Origin of the sequence: Leucobacter exalbidus (assembly GCF_017834145.1) — a bacterium.
GTDB lineage: Bacteria > Actinomycetota > Actinomycetes > Actinomycetales > Microbacteriaceae > Leucobacter > Leucobacter exalbidus.
In genome coordinates, this window is record NZ_JAFIDA010000001.1 from 2,454,908 (window position 1) to 2,478,280 (window position 23,373).

A 23,373-nucleotide genomic window follows, 5' to 3' on the forward strand; every position below is an offset into this window, starting at 1 on the left:
GTGACCGCGATATGACTTCGGGTCAGCGAGTGCAACACCCGCTGGGTGTGGGTGATCTTGAGCCTGCTCCGGTGGATCTGCGCGAGAACGATTCGCGCAGCGCGCGCATCAAATGGTTGCTGGTGGGGCTCGTGAGTTTGGGCATCGCCCTATGGGTGCTGAACCAGAGCTTTGCCGCCGACCTTGCGGCAAGCCAGGTTCGGCGCACATTTGGGGCGGGATTCTTCGCCATCCTGGCGCTATTCGCGCTGGGGCTCAGTGCACGGCCGCAGCGCGACACCAAGTTTCAGTTGTTGAATGCGACCGTGTTGACCCGGGCCGACCGGCCTACCGCAGACTCATGGGTGCACTTTGCGCAGACGCGGGCCGCCAGTGTCCCGATGCTACTGGGCTTCGTGCTTGCCACGCTGGGCTGCCTGGGCATGGCAACGTTCGCGGGTCTCCAAGCATTCGGCGCGATCCCACTGGTGAACCCAGATGTGAGCTCAGCCGGGCCCGCCCTCGCGATGATCGCCATGGGGGCGTTCGGGGTGGCGCTGGGCTGGGTGACCTCGCTGATGATTCGCCGGCACAAACGCGCGGGCAGCGTCGGGGCGCGGCCCAGTGGTGTGGGCCTCGGTGAAACCTGCGTTACCGTGCGGGTGCCGGGGCGAGACGTTGAAATTCCCTGGCGTCAGATCAGCAGCGCGCATCTCATCGCAGCGGGCCTCGCGATGAATGGGCAGTCGATGCCCCCGATGATCAAACTGAATCTGGCCAAGGGTCCGGTCGCTGAGCGCGCGCAAATGCTGGCGCTTGACGGATATCGGGTGCCGGGCAGCGCGCTCTACACCGCGTTGCGCTGGTATCTTGCCCGGCCCGAGTCGCGGTGGGAACTGGGGCGCATCGAGGGGGAGCGGCGGCTCGAAGGCTGGCGACAGCAGGCGCTTGACCGCGAAGCCGCGGTGTAGCTGCCGGGGCGCAGTACGCCCCTGAGCATCACGGTCGTTTGGCTTTGGTGATGCGGTCGCCTACGCTGATCACAGTATGCATCAGTCGTGGTGTATTGGCGTGATCACGAGCGCAAGCAGGCGGCAGTAGAAAGAGAACTCAATGAGGGTGGGGCGCGCATTTGCGGCGTGCAGCGCGGTGATGCTCGCGCTGCTGCTTAGTATGCAGGGAACGGCATATGCGGTTTCCGAGAGCGAAGACGCGCCAGTAACGGTGACGCCAGAGGCAACAGAGGCAACAGAGGCAACAGAGGCAACAGTGCCGACAGCCACCCCTGAGCCCGACCTGCCCAGCGTCACCGGTTCGGGTCTCGGCGACGCCGTCATCGCCGCGGTCGAAGCCGGGGTGGCAAGCGAGGCAGAACTCGCTGCAGCGGTGAGTGTCGCGCCCCAGACTTCGGGCGGCGGATTCACCTACGACGGTGAGGGCCGCCTGCTGGTGACCGTGCTGATCGACCCGGCGGCTGGTGACCCGGCAACGCTCATCAGGCCGCACGCCGTGCTCGAGGCGGCACTCGATCCGATCCCCGGCGCGATGGCATGGGTCGCCCCGGCGCACCTTGACGAGCTCGCAGCGACCGCTGGGGTGACCAGCGTGATCCCCGCGCTCGCCCCAATTCACGCGAGCGGCCACAGATCACGCCCGGCACGCCCGCTGACTGCGACGCCTGACGCGCCGGCTCCTGAAGCGCTGGCTCCTGAAGTACCGACGTCTGACGCGCCGACGGCGGCATCGACCACATCGTGCGCGCCCGTGCCGATCGAGGCAGACGGCCCGCTCGACAGCGCTGAAGCCCGCGCCCGGTTCGGCGTTGACGGCACGGGCGTGACCATCGGGGTGATCTCTGACTCGTTCCACAGCACTGAGTACCCCACATCATGGGACGACGACGTTGCTGCAGGCGCACTGCCGGGCCCGGGCAATCCGTGCGGGCGCACGACCCCGGTCACCGTGGTCGCGCACACCCGCACCGCCACCGATGAAGGCCGGGCGATGGCGCAGCTCGTGCACGGCGTCGCCCCCGGAGCCACGCTGCTCTTTGCCGACTCGGGCAACACCGAATTCGAGATGGCCGACCACATTCGCAAGCTTGCTGAGGCCGGCGCAGACATCATCGTCGACGATATTACGTACCTGACCGAGGCGTACTACCAGCGGGGCTTCATCTCGCAGGCCATCGAGCAGGTGCAAGCCGATTACGGCGTGCTCTACCTCACCTCTGCGGGCAACTCGAACGGCGTCGGCGATCGGGGCGCCTCGACCGGGGTGCCCGTCTCCTCGTGGCAAACGGCCCACTACCGCGAGATGCCCTGCCCCGCCTGGGTGACGCAAGGGGCCACGGGCGCCGCGCTGCCTGCGGGCAGCGACTGCCTCGATTTTGATCCGGATCCTGCTGGGCAGCAGGCCTACGATGTGCTGCAGCTAAAGGGCCACAGTGGCACCGTCGATGTGCTGCCGGTCGCGTCGATCGGGGAGCCGGTCGGCGGGTTGACCACCTCGTATGAGCTGCACCTGTATGAGTCGTGCACTACCCAGCCCCGATTGATTCGGGCGATCCCGTCGCTCGGGGGAGAACTCGCGTCAGGGCAACTGTTGTACCCGGGCCTCGCCGGCGCAGCGACGCTTGACCTGGGCAGCGAGGTTTGCCTCGTGATAGTGCGCACCGCATTTGAGGCGGGCTCCCATCCCGCCGTGTTTCTTGAGTTCTTGCGCGGGGGCGACGCGATCGCCGAGCGCCAGTTCTTAGGCGACCGCCGCCCGGGTGACGCGGCCACCGATCGGGTGGGTGCCACCGTATTTGGCCACGCGGGGGATGGCTCGGCGCTTGGCGTCGCCGCGACCGACTGGCAAGATCCCGCATATATGGCCAGCTACAGCGCGGTGGGGCCGGGCACGCTGCTGTTCGATACGGTTGACGTCGATACCTTTGACGCGGCTCCGCGACTGCCCATGCCGCTGCAGGTATCTTCGCCGAGCATCACCGCGGTTGATGGGGTGCGCACCACGTTCTACGGTGAGAACGACGGGGAGGACTACCGGTTCTACGGTACTTCTGCGGCCGCGCCACTGGCCGCGGCCGTCGCCGCACTGGGGAAGGAATTCGCGCCGGGCCTCACCGGGCAGGAGCTGGGTGACGCACTCGCCTCGACCGCCCGCGGCACCGCAGCCGGGGGCCCAGAAAACCCGTATGCCGAGGCCGGGTTTGCCGATGAGTTCGTGTTGGGGGCGGGGCTGGTCAGTGCCACACGGCTCATCGAATCGTTTACTGATCCAGTGGAGGCGCCGACGGCGCCCACCGGGCTGCGGCTCGCAGCCGTCACAGATGCCTCACTCGCGTTTAGTTGGGGGCAGGTGGCACACGCCGCTGGGTTGACCGTCGAACTCTACGACGGCGAGATCGCCGAGGATAACCAGCTCGAGGCGGTCGGACTGGATGTCACCGCGACCTCATACCGGGCCGAGGGGCTCGACCCCAACCATGAATACAGCCTGTTGGTGACTGCGGTGGGGGAGACGGGCGACGCTGCCACGGCACAACTCGCGGTGTACACATTGGCGACGGCCCCGTCAGACCTCGCGGTTGATCACACGGGGGAGCGCGCACTATCGGTGAGCTGGCGCGAGGATTCAGCACCCGATCACTACCTCGTGCGCGTGGTGCCCGTGGTCGCGGGGGCAATCACCAATAGCGATGACGCACCTCCAGTACCCGAGGCCGAAGCAGCAGGGTGCATCGTGCCCGTGGAACTGGAGTCGGGTTCGACACGTTTCACGTGTAACGGACTCATCGCTGATACTCCGTACGCGATCACCGTCGAAGCGATCAACGATGCCGACCAGGCGTCGAGCGCCACCGTTCAGGCACGAACAACGAGCGCAACGCAGGCACCCCACTCCGGCGCGCACCCTGACGCACTGCCCAATGCCACGCCGGGGGAAACGCCGCTCGCGGTGAGCGGCGGCGCAAGTCTTACCCGGTGGTATCTCGGCGGGGCAGGGCTGCTTGTGCTCGGAGCGGGCGTGATCGTGTTCGCGCGGCGACGCGCACGCAAAAACACGCCCGACGAACCTGCTTCAGGCGACGCCACGAGCGCAAAACCGGGGTCGAATTCGCGCTAGCGAAATCTTCCGCTAAGCTAGAAGCGCCCCCCATGTGGCGGTATCTCGGTCAACTCCCCCAGGACGGAAACGTAGCAAGGGTCGCCGGGCTCTACCGGGTGCATGGGGGGTATTTTTGTGCCCAAAAGTATGCCGACTTTTTATCCAGGTGTTGTTGACTGGGAATAAACTTCAGGTTTGTTTTTCTCCCAGCCCCCTCTAATATCGATTACTGGGGGCATCGGTAGGTTCTACGTACATACGCAGAATGCTGCTTGTTTGGTGTCCCCCAAGGGGAACAAACGAGGGGGAACTCGTGGACGCTGAACGGCAGCATTTAAAACACCGTAGAAAAGGCCAGCGAATCGCTGGCATCGGTGCTGTATCGCTGAGCGCGGCAATGGTCGCCAGCTCACTGATCGCACCTGCAGCATTCGCTGATGATAAGACGACCACTGCGGTTTCAGCAGCACACGGTCACGCTCTGGGGCTTGACGCTCTCGGACTTGACGTGCTCGGCGCAGCTGACACTCTGAGCGAATATCCTGACGCCGTAGGACCCGACAAGAGCGCATTGGACCTGGCTCTGCTCGGTCTGGTGAACGTCGACCTCGGTGCAGTTAACCTGCCCCTCATCGGAGACGGCACGAACGGTGGGCTTCTGAACCTCGGCGACCTGGGCGCACTGTCCAGCTACGCCGAGTCACCCTCGAAGACGCGCTCAACCGCATCTTCAGGGCTCGTTACGGCCGATGGCGCAATCGACCTCGGGGCTGGCGAAGACGCAACGTTCGACAAAGCGAAAATTGATCTGAGTGGCCTGCTGCGGCAGTTGCTCGGCGATACCATTGTCGACACGGTGCTCAACGAAGCTTCGTTGAGCGTTGGCGCAGTTGCTTCACACGTTGAGGCTGACCCGGCAACTCTTCCCCAGGCAGGCAGCGAATACATGCTGACCGGTCTGGGTCTTGACGTACACAGCCCGCTCGTTGGCGGTCTCGTCGACACGGTAGACAGCACCGTCGCGGGAGTTCTGGCTCCCGTTGAGGCGCTGATTGGCCCCGGCGGCGGCATCGAAACGCTCGTGGGCGGCCTGCTCTCAGCGATCGGCGCACTGCCGCTGGTGGACGCAAGCCTGAACAACCTGTCGCTCGACACGACACCGCTGACCGATGAAGTTCGCCGCGTACTGCTGCAGACGCCGGTGGAGAACGCTGAAGGCAGCGTCAGCGTCGACCTCAGCACGGGCACGATCCACGTTGACCTCGATGAACTGGTTGTTGACAGCCAGGGTGCAACGAGCCTCAGCACGTTGGATCCGAATACTGAGGTACTCGACGACGCCACGATCAACGCCATTCTTGATGGCGCTACCGACGCACTGACCGGAGCCGGCGAGAACGCGCTGATCTCCAAGGTCGTCGACATCGTGACCACGGGTATCTACAACCTCGAGTTCAAGCTCGACATCCAGGTGTCGGTTGGCTTGCCTCTCGTGGGTAACCTTGTCAACGCCCCAGTCACGATCGATAGCACCGTGGGTGGCCTGCTCGGCATGACCGGCCACGATGCACCCGTGATCGACGTCAGCAAGATCGATATTGTCGGCATCCCGCTCGGCACGGTTCTGCAGCCGATCGTGAACCTGCTGAACGGTATCGTTACGTCAATTGGTGGCGTGCTCGAGCCCGTCATCGATGGCGTCATCGACGGCCTGCAGCCGCTTCTGATGGATCTCGTGCAGCCCATCGTGACGTCTGTGGTCGGCGGTGCACTCGAGCCCGTACTAAACCAGCTCGTTGCGGTCACGATTAATGAGCAGCCCGCCGAAGGCGACTTTGGCCCCGGCAGCTTCACGGTGCGCGCGCTGAGCGTGTCGGTACTTCCTGGCGCGAACGCAGTCAACCTCGATCTCGCTTCGTCGACGATCAAGGCAGAGCCCGCAGTTGTTGCTCTCGTTGCTGACCCGAGCAGTGTGGAACAGGGCGGCACCGTCGCGCTGACCGCCACTGGCTTTGAACCTGGCGAAGAAGTGACGATCACGGGTGCAGGCGCACCTCTCACCGCAACGGCTGGCGCTGACGGCACGGCCACCTTCTCGTGGGACGTACCTGCAGATCAGGCTGTTGGCGCGGTCACCCTGACCGCAACCGGTGGCACATACAACCTGGCCGCTAGCACTGACGTCACGGTAACCGAGGTCGTAGACCCTGGTGCAGACGCTCTTGCTGCTACTGATGCAGACGCTACTGCTGATGCAAACGTGAATGCTTCGGCTTCGGCGTCAGCTTCGGCTAACGCTGATGACCAGAGCAACGCTGGTGCGCAGGTAGCGGCTCAGGCTGCTGCTCTTGCAGACGCATCCACGACGGCTACGGCTGCGGCAAACGCAGACGCTTCGGCTGCTGCTGAATCGGCAGCAACCGCTGATGCTTCATCGGCTGCTTCGGCAGACGCCACGGTTGATGCGAACGCTGCAGCTATTGCTGCTGCGACCGCTTCGGCTGACTCGACCGCTGACTCGGCTTCGGCCGCTGACGCTGATGCAGCTGCGAACGCAGATGCCGCTGCTGCAGCCGCAGTTGCTGCTGATGCAACCTCGTCAAGCACGGCTTCGGCCGACGCTGCGGCTGACGCAGATGTTGATGCTGATGCAAACGTGAACGCTTCGGCTTCAGCTGCTGCTTCGGCAAACGCTGATGATCAGAGCAACGCTGGTGCACAGGTAGCGGCTCAGGCTGCTGCTCTCGCAGACGCGACCACGACGGCTTCGGCTGCGACGAACGGTGACGCAACGGCAGCGGCTCAGGCTGCGGCTACGGCTGATGCTTCGTCAGACGCTTCGGGTGATGTCTCGACTGACGTGACTGCTGCGGCTACGGCTGCTGCAACTGGTTCGGCTGATTCGACGGCTTCGGCGAACGCTGCTGCTTCGGCTACGGCTGAGGCAAACGCTGCCGCTTCGGCTGCGGTTGCTGCTGACGCTGATGCTTCGACGACGGCTTCGGCTGACGCTGCTGCTGACGCCAACGGCGCCGCTGATGTTGATCCGGTTGTAGACGCTACGGCTGATGCAAACGTGAACGCTTCGGCTTCGGCGTCGGCGTCGGCGTCGGCTAACGCTGATGACGACAGCAACGCTGGTGCACAGGTAGCGGCTCAGGCTGCTGCTCTTGCAGATGCGACCACGACGGCTACGGCTGCGGCAAATGCAGACGCTTCGGCTGCTGCTGAATCGGCAGCAACGGCTGACGCTTCATCGGCTGCTTCGGCAGACGCCACGGTTGACGCGAACGCTTCAGCAGTTGCTGCCGCAACCGCTACGGCTGACTCGACCGCTGATTCGGCTTCGGCCGCTGACGCAACCGCTGCAGCTAACGCTGATGCTTCGGCAGCAGCTGCGGTCGCTGCTGATGCTGATTCATCGACGACGGCTTCGGCTGACGCTGCAGCTGACGCCAACGGCGCCGCTGATGTCGATCCGGTTGCTGCTGACGCGAACGTGAACGCTTCGGCTTCGGCCGCTGCTTCGGCGAACGCAGATGACGACAGCAACGCTGGTGCACAGGTAGCGGCTCAGGCTGCTGCTCTTGCAGACGCAACCACGACGGCTTCGGCTGCGGCAGAGAGCAACGCAACTGCTGCAGCTTCGGCTGCGGCTGAGGCTGACGCTTCGGCTACGGCTTCTGCTGATGTTTCGGCTGATGTGACTGCTGCGGCTACGGCTGCTGCAACTGGTTCGGCTGATTCGACGGCTTCGGCGAACGCTGCTGCTTCGGCTACGGCTGAGGCAAACGCTGCCGCTTCGGCTGCGGTTGCTGCTGACGCTGATGCTTCGACGACGGCTTCGGCTGACGCTGCTGCTGACGCCAACGGCGCCGCTGATGTTGATCCGGTTGTAGACGCTACGGCTGATGCAAACGTGAACGCTTCGGCTTCGGCGTCGGCGTCGGCGTCGGCTAACGCTGATGACGACAGCAACGCTGGTGCACAGGTAGCGGCTCAGGCTGCTGCTCTTGCAGATGCGACCACGACGGCTACGGCTGCGGCAAATGCAGACGCTTCGGCTGCTGCTGAATCGGCAGCAACGGCTGACGCTTCATCGGCTGCTTCGGCAGACGCCACGGTTGACGCGAACGCTGCAGCTATTGCTGCCGCAACCGCTTCGGCTGACTCGACCGCTGACTCGGCTTCGGCCGCACAAGCGTCCGCTGCAGCTAACGCGAACGCTTCGGCAGCAGCTGCTGTTGCTGCTGATGCAACCTCGTCAAACGACGCATCGACCGACGCTGCAGCTGACGCCAACGGCGCCGCTGTTGAGGGCGATGCAAAGGCTGAAACCAGTGCAGACGCTGACGCGAAGGCAGATGCCAAGGCAGACGCTAAGTCTGATGACAAGGCTGACACTGGTGCAAACGCTGACGCCAAGGCAAGCGCATCGGCTAACGCCGCTGCGTCTGCCAACGCTAACGCTGCTGCAAACGCAAACGGTGCGAAGAGCCCGCTTGCTGCTACCGGTGGCAACGAAATGCCCGCTTGGGTATTTGGTGGCATCGCGTTGATGCTCCTTGCTGGTGCGAGCCTGATGGTGGTTACCCGCCTCAAGCGCCGTACCTCAGCGCGAGCAGATCACTAATAAGTGACGGGGAGGGATATGGCGTGAACGCCATATCCCTCCTTTCTCGAAATACATCATGACGTTGTGTGCTGCCCAAGATAGATTCTTGGGCAGCACACTTCGTTAATCGAGGAGAACAACTCAATGGCTGAACCTCAGCTCAAGCGCAGGCCACTCGTCGTACGCGGCGCTCTCGCCGCAGCTACGCTTTTTGTCGCGTGGCACATTTTTGCGTCGTTTCTCTGGATCGCACCGTACTCGCCGCTGCGAGAGGTCATCCCCGGAAACGCGCTCACAAATTACATGATTCCCATGTTTGGGCAGTCCTGGAGCGTCTTCGCCCCAGAGCCGATTAACGGCGACTACCGCATTCAGGTGCGCGCTGTAGTGGAAGAAGACGGCACCGAGCGTGAGACCGAATGGGTCGATGCTACCGAGGTCGAGCTCTCCATGATCCAGTACAACCTGTTCCCGCCCCGCGCCGGTATCGGCGCCGTCGAGGTTGCAAGCCAGCTCAAGGGCTCCTTCGACAAACTCACCGCCGATCACAAAGTGATTGCCGGTCTCAACTACTTCGAAGACGGTTGGGACGACCGTCTCGCTGAAAAAATGAAGTCATACGGTAACCCCGAGCTCGTCGACGCGTTTGTTGAGAAAGAACAGCAGACGCTCGCCTACGCCACTCAGGTGGCCTACGCCATGTGGGGCGAAGATAACGTCGTGCGGGTGCAGTACCACGTCACCCGCCAGAACGTCATCCCGTTCGGCGAGCGACACAACCCCGAAGCGGTACGACCGGGGTTGCAAAACGTTGACACTGGATGGCGCGGCACCGTGGTCCTTCCGGGTCAAAGCACCAAGGCCTTCTCTGACGTGTTCAAGAAACAACACGACAAAATCATGCCGAACGGAGACGCCTCGTGAGCAACCGTAGTAATCAGGGGTCTGTCTTCGGCACGATCGGTAACTTCATCAAGATCCTCGCGACACGGCTCGCAGGGATCTTCGGTGCAACCTTCGTCACCGGTCTGAACTTCTTTGAGACCTGGATGCTTGAATCGCGCAAGGCTCGATACGGCATTTCGGTGACCCGCATGCTCATGGGGCTGTCGGCCCTTGGGCTGCTGCTTTCGAACTTCTCCACGCGACTGTACAGTTTTGCGTCGGGCTCAGTGTGGAACGGCGAGGTGGTCGAGGCGAACAGCGATTTCGCGAAGACCTGGATCTTCAGCGCATTCCACCACGCCATCACCAACGACGCGGTCTTCACCGTGCTCTACCTGCTGCTCATGGTGTTGGCCGTTATTGTCGTGATCGGCTGGCGCACGCGCATCGTCATGCCCGTGTTCTGGGTGATGTGGATCTCGTTCATCGAGTCCAATGACATGCTCGGCGATCAGGGCGACAACATGTTCCGCATCGCCATGCTCATCATGCTGTTCATGGACACCTCGTCACGCTGGTCACTTGACGCGCGCAGGCGGGCACGCCGCGCAGAGCGACCCGCTGACGCACCGATCACGCAGATCACCAACCTCGTGCATAACTTTGGACTCGTCGCGCTCACAGCGCAGGTATCTTTTGTCTACGCATCAGGCGGCCTCTACAAGGCTGGCGGTAGCCCGTGGTCAGGCGGCTACGCGGTCTACAACCCGTTGCAGACTGAACGCTTTGGCACGTGGCCGATCCTGTCTGACTTCGTGACGAGCTGGGGGCCGGGCGTCGCGATCATCTCGTGGGGCTCGATCATCTTGCAGATCGCATTCTTGTTCATGCTGCTAACCCGCCCCACGCGAGTGATCGGTCTCCTCGGCATTCTGAGCTTCCACATTGGTATTGGCGTACTCATGGGGCTGCCGTGGTTCTCGCTCACCATGATCGCGATTGATTCGATCTTCATTCGCGACCGCACCTGGAGCGCGATGGCCACGGGGCTGAAGGAAATGGGTCAGCAAGCGGCGCATCCCGAAGCTGAGCCAGCTCGGGCCACGGCTCAGGCGGCTGCTGAACCAGCTGCTGAATCCGGATCAGCGACGGTTCCCCAGCCCGTGGGAGACCGCGCGTAAGCGTCGTATAACCCAGGCCTCAGCCAGGTCTTTCGCAATGGTGTCAAACGACCCGGTACCCGAGTTCTTCTCGCGATACCGGGTCGTTTGCTGTCTGCAGGGCGCCGCCAAGCAAGCGGGTGAGCGTGTGACGCTCGAGCTCTTCGGTACGATCGAAGTATGAATTCCTCTTCGGGCGCAGCCGTCGTTGGAGCAGGGCCCAACGGGCTTGCTGCCGCAGTTACTCTCGCACGCGCGGGGGTGCCGGTCACGGTCTACGAAGCCGCCGAAACCATCGGCGGCGGCACCCGCACGAAAGAGGTCGTAGAGCCTGGCGTGCTGCACGACGTTTGTGCCGCGATCCATCCGACCGCGATCGCGACCGGCTTCTTTCAGGCGTTTGAGCTCGAAAAGCGGGTTGAATTTGTGGTGCCCGAGGCGTCATACGCGAACCCGCTCGACATAGCTGGCGGCAGCCGCGACGGCCGCGCCGCGATCGCCTACCGTGATCTCGAGCGCACCGCACACGAGCTCGGTCGCGACGGCGCCGCGTATGCGCGGGTGTATGCCCCGATTCTGCGCCGGCTTGAGGGCGCGATCGATTTCGCGTTTGGCGGCAGCATGCTGCGGTGGCCCAAGGATCCGCTGGGGGCGGCCGCGACGGGGCTCGCTACGTTTGTGCAGGGCACGCCGCTGTGGAACCTCGGGTTCAAAGAAAGTGCCGCGCCGGCCCTGATCTCGGGCGTCGCGGCGCACAGCATCGGCCGCATGCCCAACCTCGCGACCTCGGCGGTGGGGGTGATGCTCGGCGCGCTCGGGCACGCGGGTGGCTGGCCGGTGCCCGTGGGCGGGTCTCGGGTGATCACCGATGCCCTCGCTGCCGATCTGGTCGCGCACGGCGGCCGCATCGAAACGAACCACGCCATCGAAGACGTGCGCGAACTCGACGGCTTTAGCAGCGTGATGTTCGACACATCAGCGCGCGGGCTCGCCAACATCGCGGGCTCACGACTGCCAAAGCGCTACGAACGGGCGCTGCGCAAGTTTCAATACGGCGACGCCGCAACGAAGGTCGATTTCGTGCTCGATGGGCCAATCCCATGGAGCGACCCCCGCGTGGCAGAGTCGCCCACGGTGCATCTGGGGGGCTCGCGCGCCGAGACCGCCCGCGCAGAAGCCGAGGTCGCCAAGGGAAACCACCCTGATCGGCCCTATGTGCTGCTCGCGCAGCCGACGGCTTTTGATCCGGATCGAAATGCCCCCGGAGTGCACGCGGTCTGGAGCTACACCCACGTGCCTGCGGGGTCGACGGTCGATGTTGCTGAGCGCGTCATCGCCCAGATCGAGCGGTACGCTCCCGGGTTTCGCGACCGCATCACCGCCGTCAAAATGACGACCGCGGCCGAGCTCGCAAGCTACAACCGCAACTACCACGGCGGAGATTTCAGCGCCGGTGCGGTGACGCTGCCGCAGCTGCTGGCACGGCCGACGCTGTCAGCCACGCCGTGGCGCACGCCCACGAAGGGGCTGTACCTGTGCTCATCATCGACGCCTCCGGGCCCCGGTGTGCACGGGCTCTCGGGCTGGTATGCGGCGCTCGCGTCGTTGCGGGATGATTATGGACTGCCTGCCCCGCACCTGGGGCTGTGAATAAGTCCCACCGTTGTCGGTGGCCCCGGCTACCATAGAGACTGTGGTTGCCGCACTATATCGCCGTTATCGGCCAGAGTCCTTTTCCGAAATGATCGGCCAGTCTCAGGTGACTGAGCCGCTAATGACGGCGCTCCGGAACGGCCGGATCGGGCACGCTTACCTGTTTAGCGGCCCGCGCGGTTGCGGCAAGACGACGTCTGCCCGCATTCTTGCGCGCTGCCTGAACTGCGTGGAGGGTCCCACCGACACCCCCTGCAACGTGTGCCCCAGCTGTATCGAGCTCAGCCGCGATGGCGGGGGATCGCTCGACGTCGTCGAGATTGACGCCGCCAGCCACGGTGGCGTCGACGACGCGCGCGACCTGCGTGAGCGGGCGGTCTTTGCGCCGGCCCGCGACCGCTACAAGATTTTCATTATTGATGAGGCACACATGGTGACCTCGGCGGGCTTTAACGCGTTGCTCAAGATCGTGGAAGAGCCGCCGCCCCACATCAAGTTTGTGTTTGCGACGACCGAGCCCGAGAAGGTTATCGGCACGATTCGTTCGCGTACGCACCACTACCCGTTCAGGCTTATCGCGCCCGCGCCGCTCATCGACTACGTGCAGTCACTGTGCGACAGCGAAGGCGTGAAGATCGAACCCGGTGTGCTGCCCCTCGTGGTACGCGCCGGCGGCGGTTCCGCGCGCGACACCCTGTCCATTCTTGACCAGCTGATCGCCGGTTCAGAGGCCGACTTCGTGACGGCAGAGCGCGCGGCAGGGCTGCTCGGCTTCACGGGCAGTGAGCTGCTTGACGACGTGGTGACCGCGTTTGGCGCACGTGACGCGGCGGGCGCGTTCAGCGCGACCGATCGGGTGGTGCAGACCGGGCAAGATCCTCGGCGCTTCGTCGAAGACCTGCTCGAACGTCTACGCGACTTGATCGTCGTCAGCGCGACGTCGATCGAGGGCGCCGCAGCGGTGTTCCGTGGGGTGCCAGAAGATCAGCTCAGCCGCATGTTTGAGCAGGCGCAGCGCTTTGGCCCCGCTGAGCTGTCGCGCATCGCCGATGTTACGAGTGAAACTCTCGACCGCATGGTGGGCGCCACCGCGCCCCGCTTGCAGCTCGAACTGATGATCGCGCGCGCCCTGGTCGCGCTCGACGAACTGCGTGGCGCAGGGCGTGCGGCAGTGGCTTCGGGCCAGGTTGCCCCCGTGCAGCAGCAGGTGCATCAGCCCTCGGCGCAGCCGACCCAGGCAGCCCCGGCACAGATGCAGCAGCGCCAGCAGCCGGTGCCGCAGGCTCAGACTCAGGCACAGGTTCCCGCCCAGGCTCAGGCCGCTGCGCAGCAGCAGGTCCAGCTGCAGGCCCCGGCGCAAGATCCGATCTCGGCGCTTGCCTCCGCCCGCAGCGCGGCCACACAAGCTGCCGCTGCACCGGCTGTTCCGGCTCCGGCAGCTGTGCCCGCCCAGCAGGCTCCCGCCGCACCGGCAGCCGTGCCGAACGCGGCGCAGACCGCGGCCTCCATTCGTGACTTCCTGCGCGAAGAGCCCGCCGGCGCCCCTGCGCCGGCGAATAATGCGCAGCAGCAGCAGCAGCAGCAGCAGCAGCAGCAGCAGCAGCAGCAGCAGCAGCAGCAGCAGCAGCAGCAGCAGCAGCAGCAGCAGCAGCAGCAGCAGCAGCAGCAGCAGCAGCAGCAGCAGCAGCAGCAGCAGCAGCAGCAGCAGCAGCAGCAGCAGCAGCAGCAGCAGCAGCAGCAGCAGCAGCAGGCACCGGCTGCGCCTCAGGCACAGGTTGCCCCGCAACAGGCTCCTGAAGCGTCGCAGGCAGCAGCGCCTGCCCCCGCACAGCCGCAGGCACCTGCTCAGCCCGCGGCAAGCGCTCCGGCACAGCCTGCTCCGACGCAGCCGGCGCCGGCAGCCGCCTCGGCCCAGCACGATCCTTCGAAGCCGCACCCCAACGAGGGCGCAGCCAAGTTTGGGCGTTCGATTTCGGCCGTGTTGAGCGCAGAACAGATCGCGAGCATCGGCACCGAGAAGACGCCCGCCCCCGCAGCACAGGCACCCCAGCCCGCAGCCGCGGCACCCGCCGCACCGGTCGCAGCACCTGCTTCGCAGCCTGCCGCGCAGCAGGCCCCCATGCAGCAGACTCCAGGCAATAACGGTGCGGCTGACACCGATGCAGAGTTCGCTGAAGAAGCCGAGGGTGGGTTCAACGACCTGCTCGAGGTCTGGCCCGATCTGCTCGAGGAGATCCTTGAGCAGGATCGTGCGGCCTGGAACGCGGTCAAGGCCGTGCAGCCCCTCGCCCTCGAAGGTGACATACTTCATTTCGCTGTCGCTTCGCCATCAGACCTGAACGCGTTTAAGGCAGCGGGCTCGGGCCCGCTGCGCGAAGCTATCCTGTCGGCTGTGGGAATCAGCGTGAAGTACCTGCGCAAGCCCATGCCTGAGGGCGGTGCCCCGGCGACTCAGACTCCGGCTGACGGTTCGTCTGAGCCCGCCGCAGGGGAGCCCCATCGAGGGGCCCCAACTACGCAGCAGCAACCCGGCCACCAGGCCGCAGGCCAGCCAGCACAGACTTCGGCCGCGAACGATCCGGTAGCGCGAGCCACCGCGCGGCTGAGTGCCCTGGGCCCGGCATTGGCGGCCCCGGCGTGGGCTGATCCGGTGCCGAAGGCTACGGAGGCAATTCAGGCAGTGCAGGTCACGCAGGCTCCCGTGCAGCAGACCGCACCTGCGGCACCTGCGGCACCTGTGCGCGAGCAGGCACCTCAGCCTGCGGCAGTTGCACCCGCGGCTGCTGCACCCGCGCCTGTTGCAACGTCGGCTCCTGCCGCCGCGCAACAGGCACCGGTCGCACCGGCACAGGCACCAGCTGCCGCGCCGGTTGCCCAGGCGCCTGCCGCTCCTGCCGCTGCAGCACCGCAGCGGCCCGTGGCCGCGGCCAACCCGCGGCCCGCTGCCCCAGCACCGCAGCCCCCGGCATCAGATGACCCGTATGCGAACGATCCGTACGCGGGGGAGCCCTCTGACGCTGACGGGTATGACGACCCGTATGCTTCGGGATCGGGCGGCGGATTTGCGGCACAGGCGCCAGCCCCGGCGGCTGCTCCTGCGCCCGCTCGAGCTGCAGCTCCGGCCCCACTACAGGCGGCCCCAGCGCCGGCGGCATTTGATCCGGCACCGCAGTCAGCGCCCGCAACTGCGCCGCAGGCTGCAGCACCCGCGGCCCCGGCGGCTCAGGCCCCCCGCTCCGACTCACCAAAATTCACCAGATACGGTGAAGCGGTCGTGCGCGAAGCCCTGGGCGCGCGCTTCGTCGAGGAGCTGCCGCGCTTGCAGGAATAGCGGCCCACACTTTACGCACCACCTGAAAGGATGCTCGTGTACGACGGCATTGTGCAAGACCTGATCGACGAATTCGGCCGACTTCCTGGCATTGGGCCGAAATCGGCTCAGCGTATTGCGTTTCATATTCTGCAGACGCAGAGCTTTGATGTTTCGCGCCTCGCGCTGCTGCTCACCGAGGTGCGCAGCCGCGCCAAATTCTGCGAGGTATGCGGCAACATCACCGAGAGCGAGCGGTGCTCGATCTGCAGTGACGCGCGCCGTGACCAGACCATTATTTGCGTCGTTGAAGAATCAAAAGACGTGGTGGCGATCGAACGCACCCGGCAATTTCGCGGGCTCTACCACGTGCTCGGCGGCGCCATCAGCCCGATCGACGGCATCGGCCCCGATGACCTCTCGATCCCGGCGCTGCTGCGCCGCATCGGAGAATCAGAGATTCGTGAGGTGATCCTCGCGACCGACCCCAACCTTGAGGGCGAAGCCACCGCGGCCTACCTGTCGCGGCTGCTCACCACCATTGAGGTGCCGGTGTCTCGCCTGGCGTCGGGCCTGCCAGTAGGCGGCGACCTCGAGTTCGCAGACGAAGTGACACTCGGGCGCGCATTCGAAGGGCGCCGCAAGGTCGAATAGCGGTCATGTTACGCTTCGCGACGTATTTGCGCGCGCGCATGCACGAGGCAGCCTGTGTCGTTCGATAGACTGCAAGCTGGAGTTGGAATTTGAGGAGGAACCCGCGTGGCTTTGATCGTACAGAAGTTCGGGGGTTCGTCACTCGCTGACGCCGAGAGCGTCAAGCGGGTTGCGAAGCGCATCGTTGAGACTCGCAGGGCAGGCAATGAAGTAGTCGTAGCGGTGAGCGCCATGGGCGACACCACCGACGAGCTGCTTGACCTCGCGGCAGAGTGCACGCCGATTCCGGCGCCACGAGAGCTCGACATGCTGCTCACCGCTGGCGAACGTATCTCGATGGCACTGCTTGCCATGACTATCAAGGGCATGGGTATCGAAGCCCTGTCGTTCACGGGTAGCCAGGCCGGCATGATTACTACCGCTGAACACGGCGCGGCAAAGATTGTTGATGTCACCCCGGGGCGTGTGCGCGAAGCACTCGACCAGGGCGCCGTCGCCATCGTCGCAGGTTTTCAGGGTTTCAACCGTGACTCACGCGACATCACAACGCTCGGCCGCGGTGGTTCTGACACCACCGCCGTCGCGCTCGCGGCAGCGCTCGACGCCGACGTGTGTGAAATTTTCACCGACGTCGACGGCATTTTCACGACCGACCCCCGCGTCGTCGCGAAGGCCCGCAAAATTGATGCGATCACGGCCGAAGAAATGCTTGAGCTTGCTGCCTCAGGCGCGAAGGTGCTGCACCTGCGCGCCGTAGAGTACGCGCGCCGTCACGGCGTTGTACTGCATGTTCGTTCCTCTTTCTCAGGCGAAGAGGGCACCATTGTTTATGACCCGTCTAAGGGTCACCCGAAGGGAGATCTCGTGGAAGACTCGATCATCACCGGTATCGCTGCTGAGAAGAGCGAAGCGAAGATTACCGTCGGCGGAGTTCCAGATATTCCGGGCAAGGCCGCACAGATTTTTGACATCGTCGCAAAGACGAAGGCCAACATCGACATGATCGTGCAGAACGTGTCGGCGGCACACACCAACCGCACCGACATCTCGTTCACGCTGCCCCTGGGCGACGGCAAGCGCGTCATCGACGCTCTCGAGGCCGAGCGCGAAGTTCTCGAGTTTGAGGCGCTGCAGTACGACGATCAGATCGCCAAGGTCGCGGTCGTGGGCGCTGGCATGCGCACCAACTCGGGTGTGTCAGCCAAGCTGTTCCGCACCCTGTTCGAGGCCGGCATCAACATCGAGATGATCTCAACCTCTGAGATTCGGATCTCGGTAGTAACCCGTGCCGACGTCATGGACAAGGCCGTGCAGGTGCTGCACACCGCGTTCGGTCTCGACGCAGAAACTACCGCCACCGTTTACGCGGGCACCGGTCGCTAACCCACCACTCGTTTTACGCTTCACAGTGAGCGCGCGGTGCGTTATCGTGCCGCGCGCTCACGCATATCCCCACAGAATAGGAACACACAGATGACTGCACAGCAGGGTCTTTCGATCGCCGTCGTCGGCGCTACCGGACAGGTCGGCGCAGTGATGCGTCGCCTCCTCATTGAGCGCGAATTTCCGATTCGTACTATTCGTTTCTTCTCGAGCGCACGCTCGGCAGGCACCACCCTCGAGTTCAACGGCGAGCAGATCACCGTTGAAGACGTCGCCACGGCCGACAAGTCGGGCATCGACATCGCGCTGTTCTCGGCGGGCGGCACCCCCTCGAAGCTCTACGCTGAGGAATTCGCGGCAGCTGGCGCAACCGTGATCGATAACTCGAGCGCGTGGCGTCTCGACCCCGAGGTTCCTCTTGTGGTCAGCGAGGTCAACCCGCACGCGATTGACGAGGCCGTCAAGGGCATCATCGCGAACCCCAACTGCACGACGATGGCAGCGATGCCCGTCATGAAGGCGCTCCACAACGAAGCCGGCCTCGAACGCCTCATCGTGACGACCTTCCAGGCCGTGTCTGGCTCAGGACTTGCGGGCGCCCGCGAGCTCGCTGGCCAGGCCATTGCCGCGGTCGAGGCCGGTGGCCTCGAGGGGCTCGTGCACGACGGCCAGGCGGTAACCTTCCCCGCACCCCAGGTGTACACCAAGACCATCGCGTTTGATGTGCTGCCGCTCGCCGGCTCCATCGTCGACGACGGCGAGGGTGAAACCGACGAAGAGAAGAAGCTGCGCAACGAGAGCCGCAAGATTCTCGAACTGCCTGAGCTGCTGGTCTCGGGCACCTGCGTGCGCGTGCCCGTGTTCACCGGCCACTCGCTGTCGATCAACGCTGAGTTCGCAAACGCGATCACGGCAGATCGCGCCCGCGAGGTGCTCGCGGCGGCTCCTGGCGTCGAACTGAGCGACGTACCCACCCCGCTCGAAGCTGCCGGCAAGGATCCCTCATTTGTGGGCCGGATCCGCGAAGATCAGTCAGCTCCGGCCGGCCGCGGCCTCACGCTGTTCATCTCGAACGACAACCTGCGTAAGGGTGCCGCGCTGAACGCGGTGCAGATCGCAGAGCTCGTCGCCGCGAAGAAGCTCGCGGCGTAAGCACTCGTAGGGGCGTTATCGCCCCTCAACGCAATAACCCGGAGAGGAACTTCACGTTCCTCCCCGGGTTATTGCGTTGCCGCTGAAACGCGTTAGTGCGCAGCCTCGAGGGTCAACAGGCTCGCCTCTGGGCGGCACGCAAAACGCACCGGCGCATAGATTGAGTTGCCCAGCCCCGCACTGACGTTGAGGAACGCCGCGTGGTGCGCGTCATGCCAGACGCTCAGCCCGCGTGCCTGCGCCGTGGGCAGGTCACAGTTCGCCGTCAACGCCCCGACGCCGGGCACGCGTACCTGGCCGCCGTGGGTGTGACCCGCGAAGATCACCGCCGCACGGTCATCGAGCAGATGCCCCAGGGGCTCCTGGTACGGCGCATGGACGACTCCGAAGCGTACGGGCGGCGTTGCGGCCGCGTTCGTCTCAAGCTCGGCCAGGCTCTCGCGCATGCGGTTCACGTCGTCGTAGCGAATGTGGGGATCGTTCAGCCCCAGCAGCTCAATATCGGTGTCCCGCAGCGTGAGCGCCGCAGCCCGGTTATTGAGGTTGATCGCGCCCAGGTCTTCGAGACCGGCCGTCAGCGCACGGTTATCGATGTCTGGGGTGCGCGTCGACAAGCGACTGGGCTCCAGCAGATACTTCACCGGGTTCTTCAACATCGGGCCGTAGTAATCGTTCGAACCGTGCACGAACACGGTCGGTGCAGCCTCAATGAGTGGTTTGAGCGCGTACAGCAGTGCGCCCCGCACCTGCAGGTGCCCCATAAGGTCGCCCGTGAGCACCACGAGATCGGGGGCCAGCTCGGCGAGCGAGCGCACCCAATCGATTTTGCGGGCCTGCCACGGGGCCAAGTGCAGATCGGACAGGTGCAGCACCCGCAAGGGGGCCGCGCCCGAGGGCAGCACCGGCAACGTGTGCCGGCGCACCGTGAAGAGCTGACGCTCAATCAGAGTGGACCAGACGGCGACGCCCGCCGCAGCAGCTCCGAGAGCTACTGCGGCGGGCTTCAAGCTAGACGCCATGCGCTAGTCGTCCTTCGACTTCTTGCCACAGTCGAGCGTGACGGTCACGGTGCTATCCATGTTGGCTTCAGAGCCGCTCTCGGGTGAGACCGAAACGACGCGCTGTGAGCCGGGGTTCGTCTTGCCCTTCGCTTCACAGCTGAAGTCAATGTTGTTGAATCCGGCATCGCGCAGCGCCGACCTCGCGTCGTTGCCCGACTGACCGGTCAGCCCATCGGGAATAGTGCCGCCCTTGCCGTTGCTTCGCTGGAGCGAAATGCCCGAGCCAAGGCCGACCTGTTCACCAGCGCCGGGGCTGGTGCCCGCCGCGGTGTCCTTGGGGGCCGACGAATCAACTTCGCCACCGTCTGAGACGTTGAAGCCCGCGCTGGTGAGCAGCTTCGTGGCCTCCTCGAACGACTTACCCTTCACCTCGGGCACCGGCACGAGGGTAACCTTTACCGAAGCCGCTGAAGGCTCGGGGAACGCGTCGCCGCCATACTTGGCGTCAGCAACGTTCATGACGGCCGGCCACAGCGTCTGGTCGGCGTACATCAGGTTGCCGATGTGCTGCGTCGAGACGCGGCCCCAGGAGCCGTCGGCGAACTGTACCGGGCCAGCGTTGCCCACCCATGTGGCGGTCGCAACCTTGGTGCTTGCGCCCACGGTCCAGTTATCGATCACGTCATCAGACGTACCGGTCTTGGCGAGGTGAGGCACACCGTAGGCAGAACCCGCGTGCTTGGCGAGGCCGTTCGTGACAGCATACTGCAGCGCATAAGCCACACCCGCGGCGACCTCGGGGGAGACGCCCTCGGTGCACTTCGACTTGGTGAACGGTACTTCCTTACCGTCGGTGTCGACAATGCTGTCGATCGGCACGGGGGTGCAGACGGTGCCGTCGCCGGCAAATGCACCATAGGCGGTGGCCATGGTGATGGGCGCGATCTCGTCAATACCGCCGTAGACGTTCGACGGCACCATCGTGAGATCGGTTGTGCCGTAGTTGGCGACGTCGGGGTTGGTCTGCACCGACGCGCGGTGGATGCCCAACTTCTTGGCGGTGTCGAACGTTTCGCAGAGGTCCATCTTCTGCTGCATCGACACAAGGCCGCCGTTCACGGAGTTTCCGATTGCCGTGAGCACGGGCTGGTTGCCGCGCGTGCCCTCGTTATCGTTGGTGAACGAGAACGAGCCAAAGCCGTATCGGCCATCGGGCATACAGGAGGCTGCAAACGAGCTCTCCTCAACGGTGCGAGAGTTCACGTTGACGACATCGCGCACCGAGTGACCGGTGCGAATCCACTCGGCCAGGGTAATGGCCTTAAACGTTGAAGCGACCTGGAACCCGTTCGAGCCACCGTACTCAAAGTCGGTGTTGTAGTTGATGCCGGTGTAACTGGGGTTATCGTCAAGGAACGCTTGTTCGTTGCTGTACGGCTTGTTCTGCATCATTGCGAACACACGCCCGGTGCCCACCTCAACACTCGAAGTTGCCGCGCCCACGTCGATGCCCTCGGTCATGGCAGGCACCGTGTTGTGCATGGCGTCGAGGCCAGCGGCCTGCATGTCGAGATCGATCGTGGTCATGATCGAGTACCCGCCACGGCTGAAGTTGAATTCGCGGTCGGTGGGGTTATCACCAAACGAGGCATCCTGCTTGATGTAGCGCTGCACGTAATCGCAGAAGTGGCCCAGGCCGTAGTTCTTCTCGGCGAGGAAGCAGCCAGCTTCGCGCGGTGTAATATCAGGCGTCACCGGTGTGGCGATGGCCTCGTCAAACTGCGCCTGCGTGATCTTGCCACGGGTCAGCATGCTGTTGAGGATCTTGTCGCGGCGCTCAGTGTTCGCCGGGATGTTCTCCTCGACGTCAATCTGCAGCTTGGCCGGGTTATTCACAATCGCCACGAGGCTGGCCGACTCGGCCAGCGACAGGTCTTTCGCGTCTTTGTTGTAGTAGTAGTGCGCGGCAGACTGGATGCCGTAAATCTTGCGACCGAAGAGCGCAATATTGAGGTACCCGAGCAGGATGTCATCCTTGGCGTACTGCTTCTCAATACTGATCGCGTACCGCATCTCTTTGAGCTTGCGGTCGGTGGTCTGCTCCATGGCCTTCTTATAGGCCGCGGTCTGCTCTTCAGGGTCAGGGATCGCGATGGACTCCTGAATGAGTACGTTACGCACGTACTGCATCGTGACCGTCGAAGCGCCCGACAGGTTCTGCCCGGCCGCGTTCTGCAGCACTGCGCGTGCGGTCGCGAGCACGTCAACACCGCCGTGCGTGTAGAAGCGCGGGTCTTCCTCTGCGACGGTGGCGTCCTTGACGAACTGGGGAATGTCATCCCACTGCACGGTTTCACGGTCTTGGTCGTAGAACTCGGCCAGCTTGAGCTGCTGGCCATCGGCGCTTGTCGCGTAGAGCGTCGAGGGTTCAGCGAGGCGGCTGGGGTTCAGGTGGTTGGGCAGCTTCTCGAAAATGTCGATCGCGCTGCCCGCTGAAATGCCGCTGATAGCTACAACTGGGGTGACAGCTGCGGTGACAAGAACACCGGCGATGAGACTCATCGCGAGAGCTCCAATAATGCCACCGAGGGCTCCACCAGCGGTGCGAGGCTTCACTGTACGCACACGTGAAGACGAGGATGTCTGACGGGTCATAGAATCTAGACTAGGTGACGTTGCTGGAAAAACAGCACGCCAGCCCTGTGGAAAGGGTGAAACGTCGTCACCAATCCACACCGGTACCGAAACAACTCAGGGAGATCTGCACGTGAGCGATACCAGCGAAACCCCCAAATGGGAATACTTTGTCACCCCGCTTCTTCTGCACAATGAAGCCCAGATCTTGAACAACTGGGGCGCCAAAGGGTGGGAACTCGTGCAGATCATCGAAGGACCTGCCGGTGGCAATGTTGCGTATCTGAAGAGGAAGGCCTGAAATGTCGTCTGTGATTGATGAGCGGATCGCCGAGCTGGGGTACGTCGTACCCGAGGTTGCGGCTCCCGTTGCGGCGTATGTCCCCGCGGTACGCGAGGGAAACTACGTCTACACCAGCGGCCAGTTGCCGTTTGTGGACGGCAAGCTGCCCGCTACGGGCAAGGTCGGCGTAGGTGAGGGACTCGTCTCTCCCGAAGACGCCGAAGAAATGGCGCGACTGTGCGCACTCAACGGACTGGCTGCCGCTCGTGGGCTGCTCGGTTCGCTCGAGCGCATCACCCAGGTGGTGAAGGTGACGGCGTTTGTGGCCTCTGACCCTTCGTTCACCGGCCAGCCCGCCGTCGCCAATGGAGCATCGGTGTTCTTGGGTCGCGTGTTCGGTGACCTCGGTATCCACGTGCGTTCGGCTGTGGGCGTGGCAGTGTTGCCGCTCGACGCTCCCGTCGAGATCGAGTTCATGTTCCGCGTCGCTGACTAAGCGATCGAACACACAACAATGGCGGGCGGTAGATTTCTCCACCGCCCGCCATTGT

General features: G+C 64.0%; 14 protein-coding genes and 1 other RNA gene. 13 read left to right on the forward strand and 2 right to left on the reverse strand.

Annotated features, from left to right (window positions below; translation table 11 throughout):
* Positions 1-11 precede the first annotated feature (11 nt).
* The 11 genes from JOF28_RS11170 to JOF28_RS11220 all read left to right on the forward strand — a co-directional run bounded on the left by JOF28_RS11170 (position 12) and on the right by JOF28_RS11220 (position 18,904).
* On the forward strand, positions 12-950 hold the full coding sequence (locus JOF28_RS11170) for a hypothetical protein (RefSeq protein ID WP_209705813.1): 939 nt from the start codon (positions 12-14) through the stop codon (positions 948-950).
* 298 nt (positions 951-1,248) lie between these two features.
* Positions 1,249-4,110 (forward strand): S8 family serine peptidase, encoded by a 2,862-nt coding sequence (locus JOF28_RS11175; protein WP_209705814.1) that lies wholly within the window; start codon positions 1,249-1,251, stop codon positions 4,108-4,110.
* Between the two features lie 22 nt (positions 4,111-4,132).
* Positions 4,133-4,227, forward strand: an RNA gene (gene ffs / locus JOF28_RS11180) — signal recognition particle sRNA small type.
* Positions 4,228-4,489: 262 nt separating this feature from the next.
* Positions 4,490-8,725, forward strand: a complete 4,236-nt coding sequence (locus JOF28_RS11185) for a choice-of-anchor G family protein (RefSeq protein ID WP_209705815.1) — start codon at positions 4,490-4,492, stop codon at positions 8,723-8,725.
* 126 nt (positions 8,726-8,851) lie between these two features.
* Positions 8,852-9,631, forward strand: coding sequence for a DUF5819 family protein (locus JOF28_RS11190; protein ID WP_209705816.1), 780 nt, complete (start codon positions 8,852-8,854; stop codon positions 9,629-9,631).
* The gene (locus tag JOF28_RS11195) at positions 9,628-10,773 is read left to right on the forward strand and encodes an HTTM domain-containing protein (RefSeq protein ID WP_342452158.1); all 1,146 of its coding nucleotides are present in this window, start codon (positions 9,628-9,630) and stop codon (positions 10,771-10,773) included. The genes JOF28_RS11190 and JOF28_RS11195 overlap by 4 nt, the downstream gene beginning before the upstream one ends.
* A 159-nt stretch (positions 10,774-10,932) precedes the next feature.
* The gene (locus JOF28_RS11200) at positions 10,933-12,402 is read left to right on the forward strand and encodes a phytoene desaturase family protein (protein WP_209705817.1); all 1,470 of its coding nucleotides are present in this window, start codon (positions 10,933-10,935) and stop codon (positions 12,400-12,402) included.
* A gap of 91 nt (positions 12,403-12,493) precedes the next feature.
* Complete coding sequence (locus JOF28_RS11205; protein WP_245189944.1) at positions 12,494-15,736, forward strand: DNA polymerase III subunit gamma and tau; 3,243 nt, start codon at positions 12,494-12,496, stop codon at positions 15,734-15,736.
* Between the two features lie 36 nt (positions 15,737-15,772).
* A complete protein-coding gene (recR, locus tag JOF28_RS11210) occupies positions 15,773-16,369 on the forward strand; it encodes a recombination mediator RecR (RefSeq protein ID WP_342452159.1) in 597 nt (198 codons plus the stop codon).
* A 105-nt stretch (positions 16,370-16,474) separates the two neighbouring features.
* Positions 16,475-17,752 carry an aspartate kinase gene (locus tag JOF28_RS11215; RefSeq protein ID WP_209705820.1) on the forward strand — a complete coding sequence of 426 codons (1,278 nt, stop codon included), beginning with the start codon at positions 16,475-16,477 and terminating at the stop codon, positions 17,750-17,752.
* Positions 17,753-17,842: 90 nt separating this feature from the next.
* Positions 17,843-18,904, forward strand: coding sequence for an aspartate-semialdehyde dehydrogenase (locus JOF28_RS11220; RefSeq protein ID WP_209705821.1), 1,062 nt, complete (start codon positions 17,843-17,845; stop codon positions 18,902-18,904).
* Positions 18,905-18,996: 92 nt separating this feature from the next.
* Here the strand turns inward: JOF28_RS11220 and JOF28_RS11225 are convergent, their stop codons facing one another.
* Positions 18,997-19,923 carry a metallophosphoesterase gene (locus JOF28_RS11225; protein ID WP_209705822.1) on the reverse strand — a complete coding sequence of 309 codons (927 nt, stop codon included), beginning with the start codon at positions 19,921-19,923 and terminating at the stop codon, positions 18,997-18,999.
* Between the two features lie 3 nt (positions 19,924-19,926).
* A complete protein-coding gene (locus JOF28_RS11230) occupies positions 19,927-22,560 on the reverse strand; it encodes a transglycosylase domain-containing protein (protein ID WP_245189945.1) in 2,634 nt (877 codons plus the stop codon).
* Between the two features lie 112 nt (positions 22,561-22,672).
* On the opposite strand from JOF28_RS11230, the gene sp36 reads away from it, so the two are divergent.
* Positions 22,673-22,840 carry a Sp36 family protein gene (sp36, locus tag JOF28_RS11235; RefSeq protein ID WP_209705823.1) on the forward strand — a complete coding sequence of 56 codons (168 nt, stop codon included), beginning with the start codon at positions 22,673-22,675 and terminating at the stop codon, positions 22,838-22,840.
* 1 nt (position 22,841) lies between these two features.
* Positions 22,842-23,318, forward strand: coding sequence for a RidA family protein (locus JOF28_RS11240; protein WP_209705824.1), 477 nt, complete (start codon positions 22,842-22,844; stop codon positions 23,316-23,318).
* The last annotated feature ends 55 nt before the right edge of the window (positions 23,319-23,373 follow it).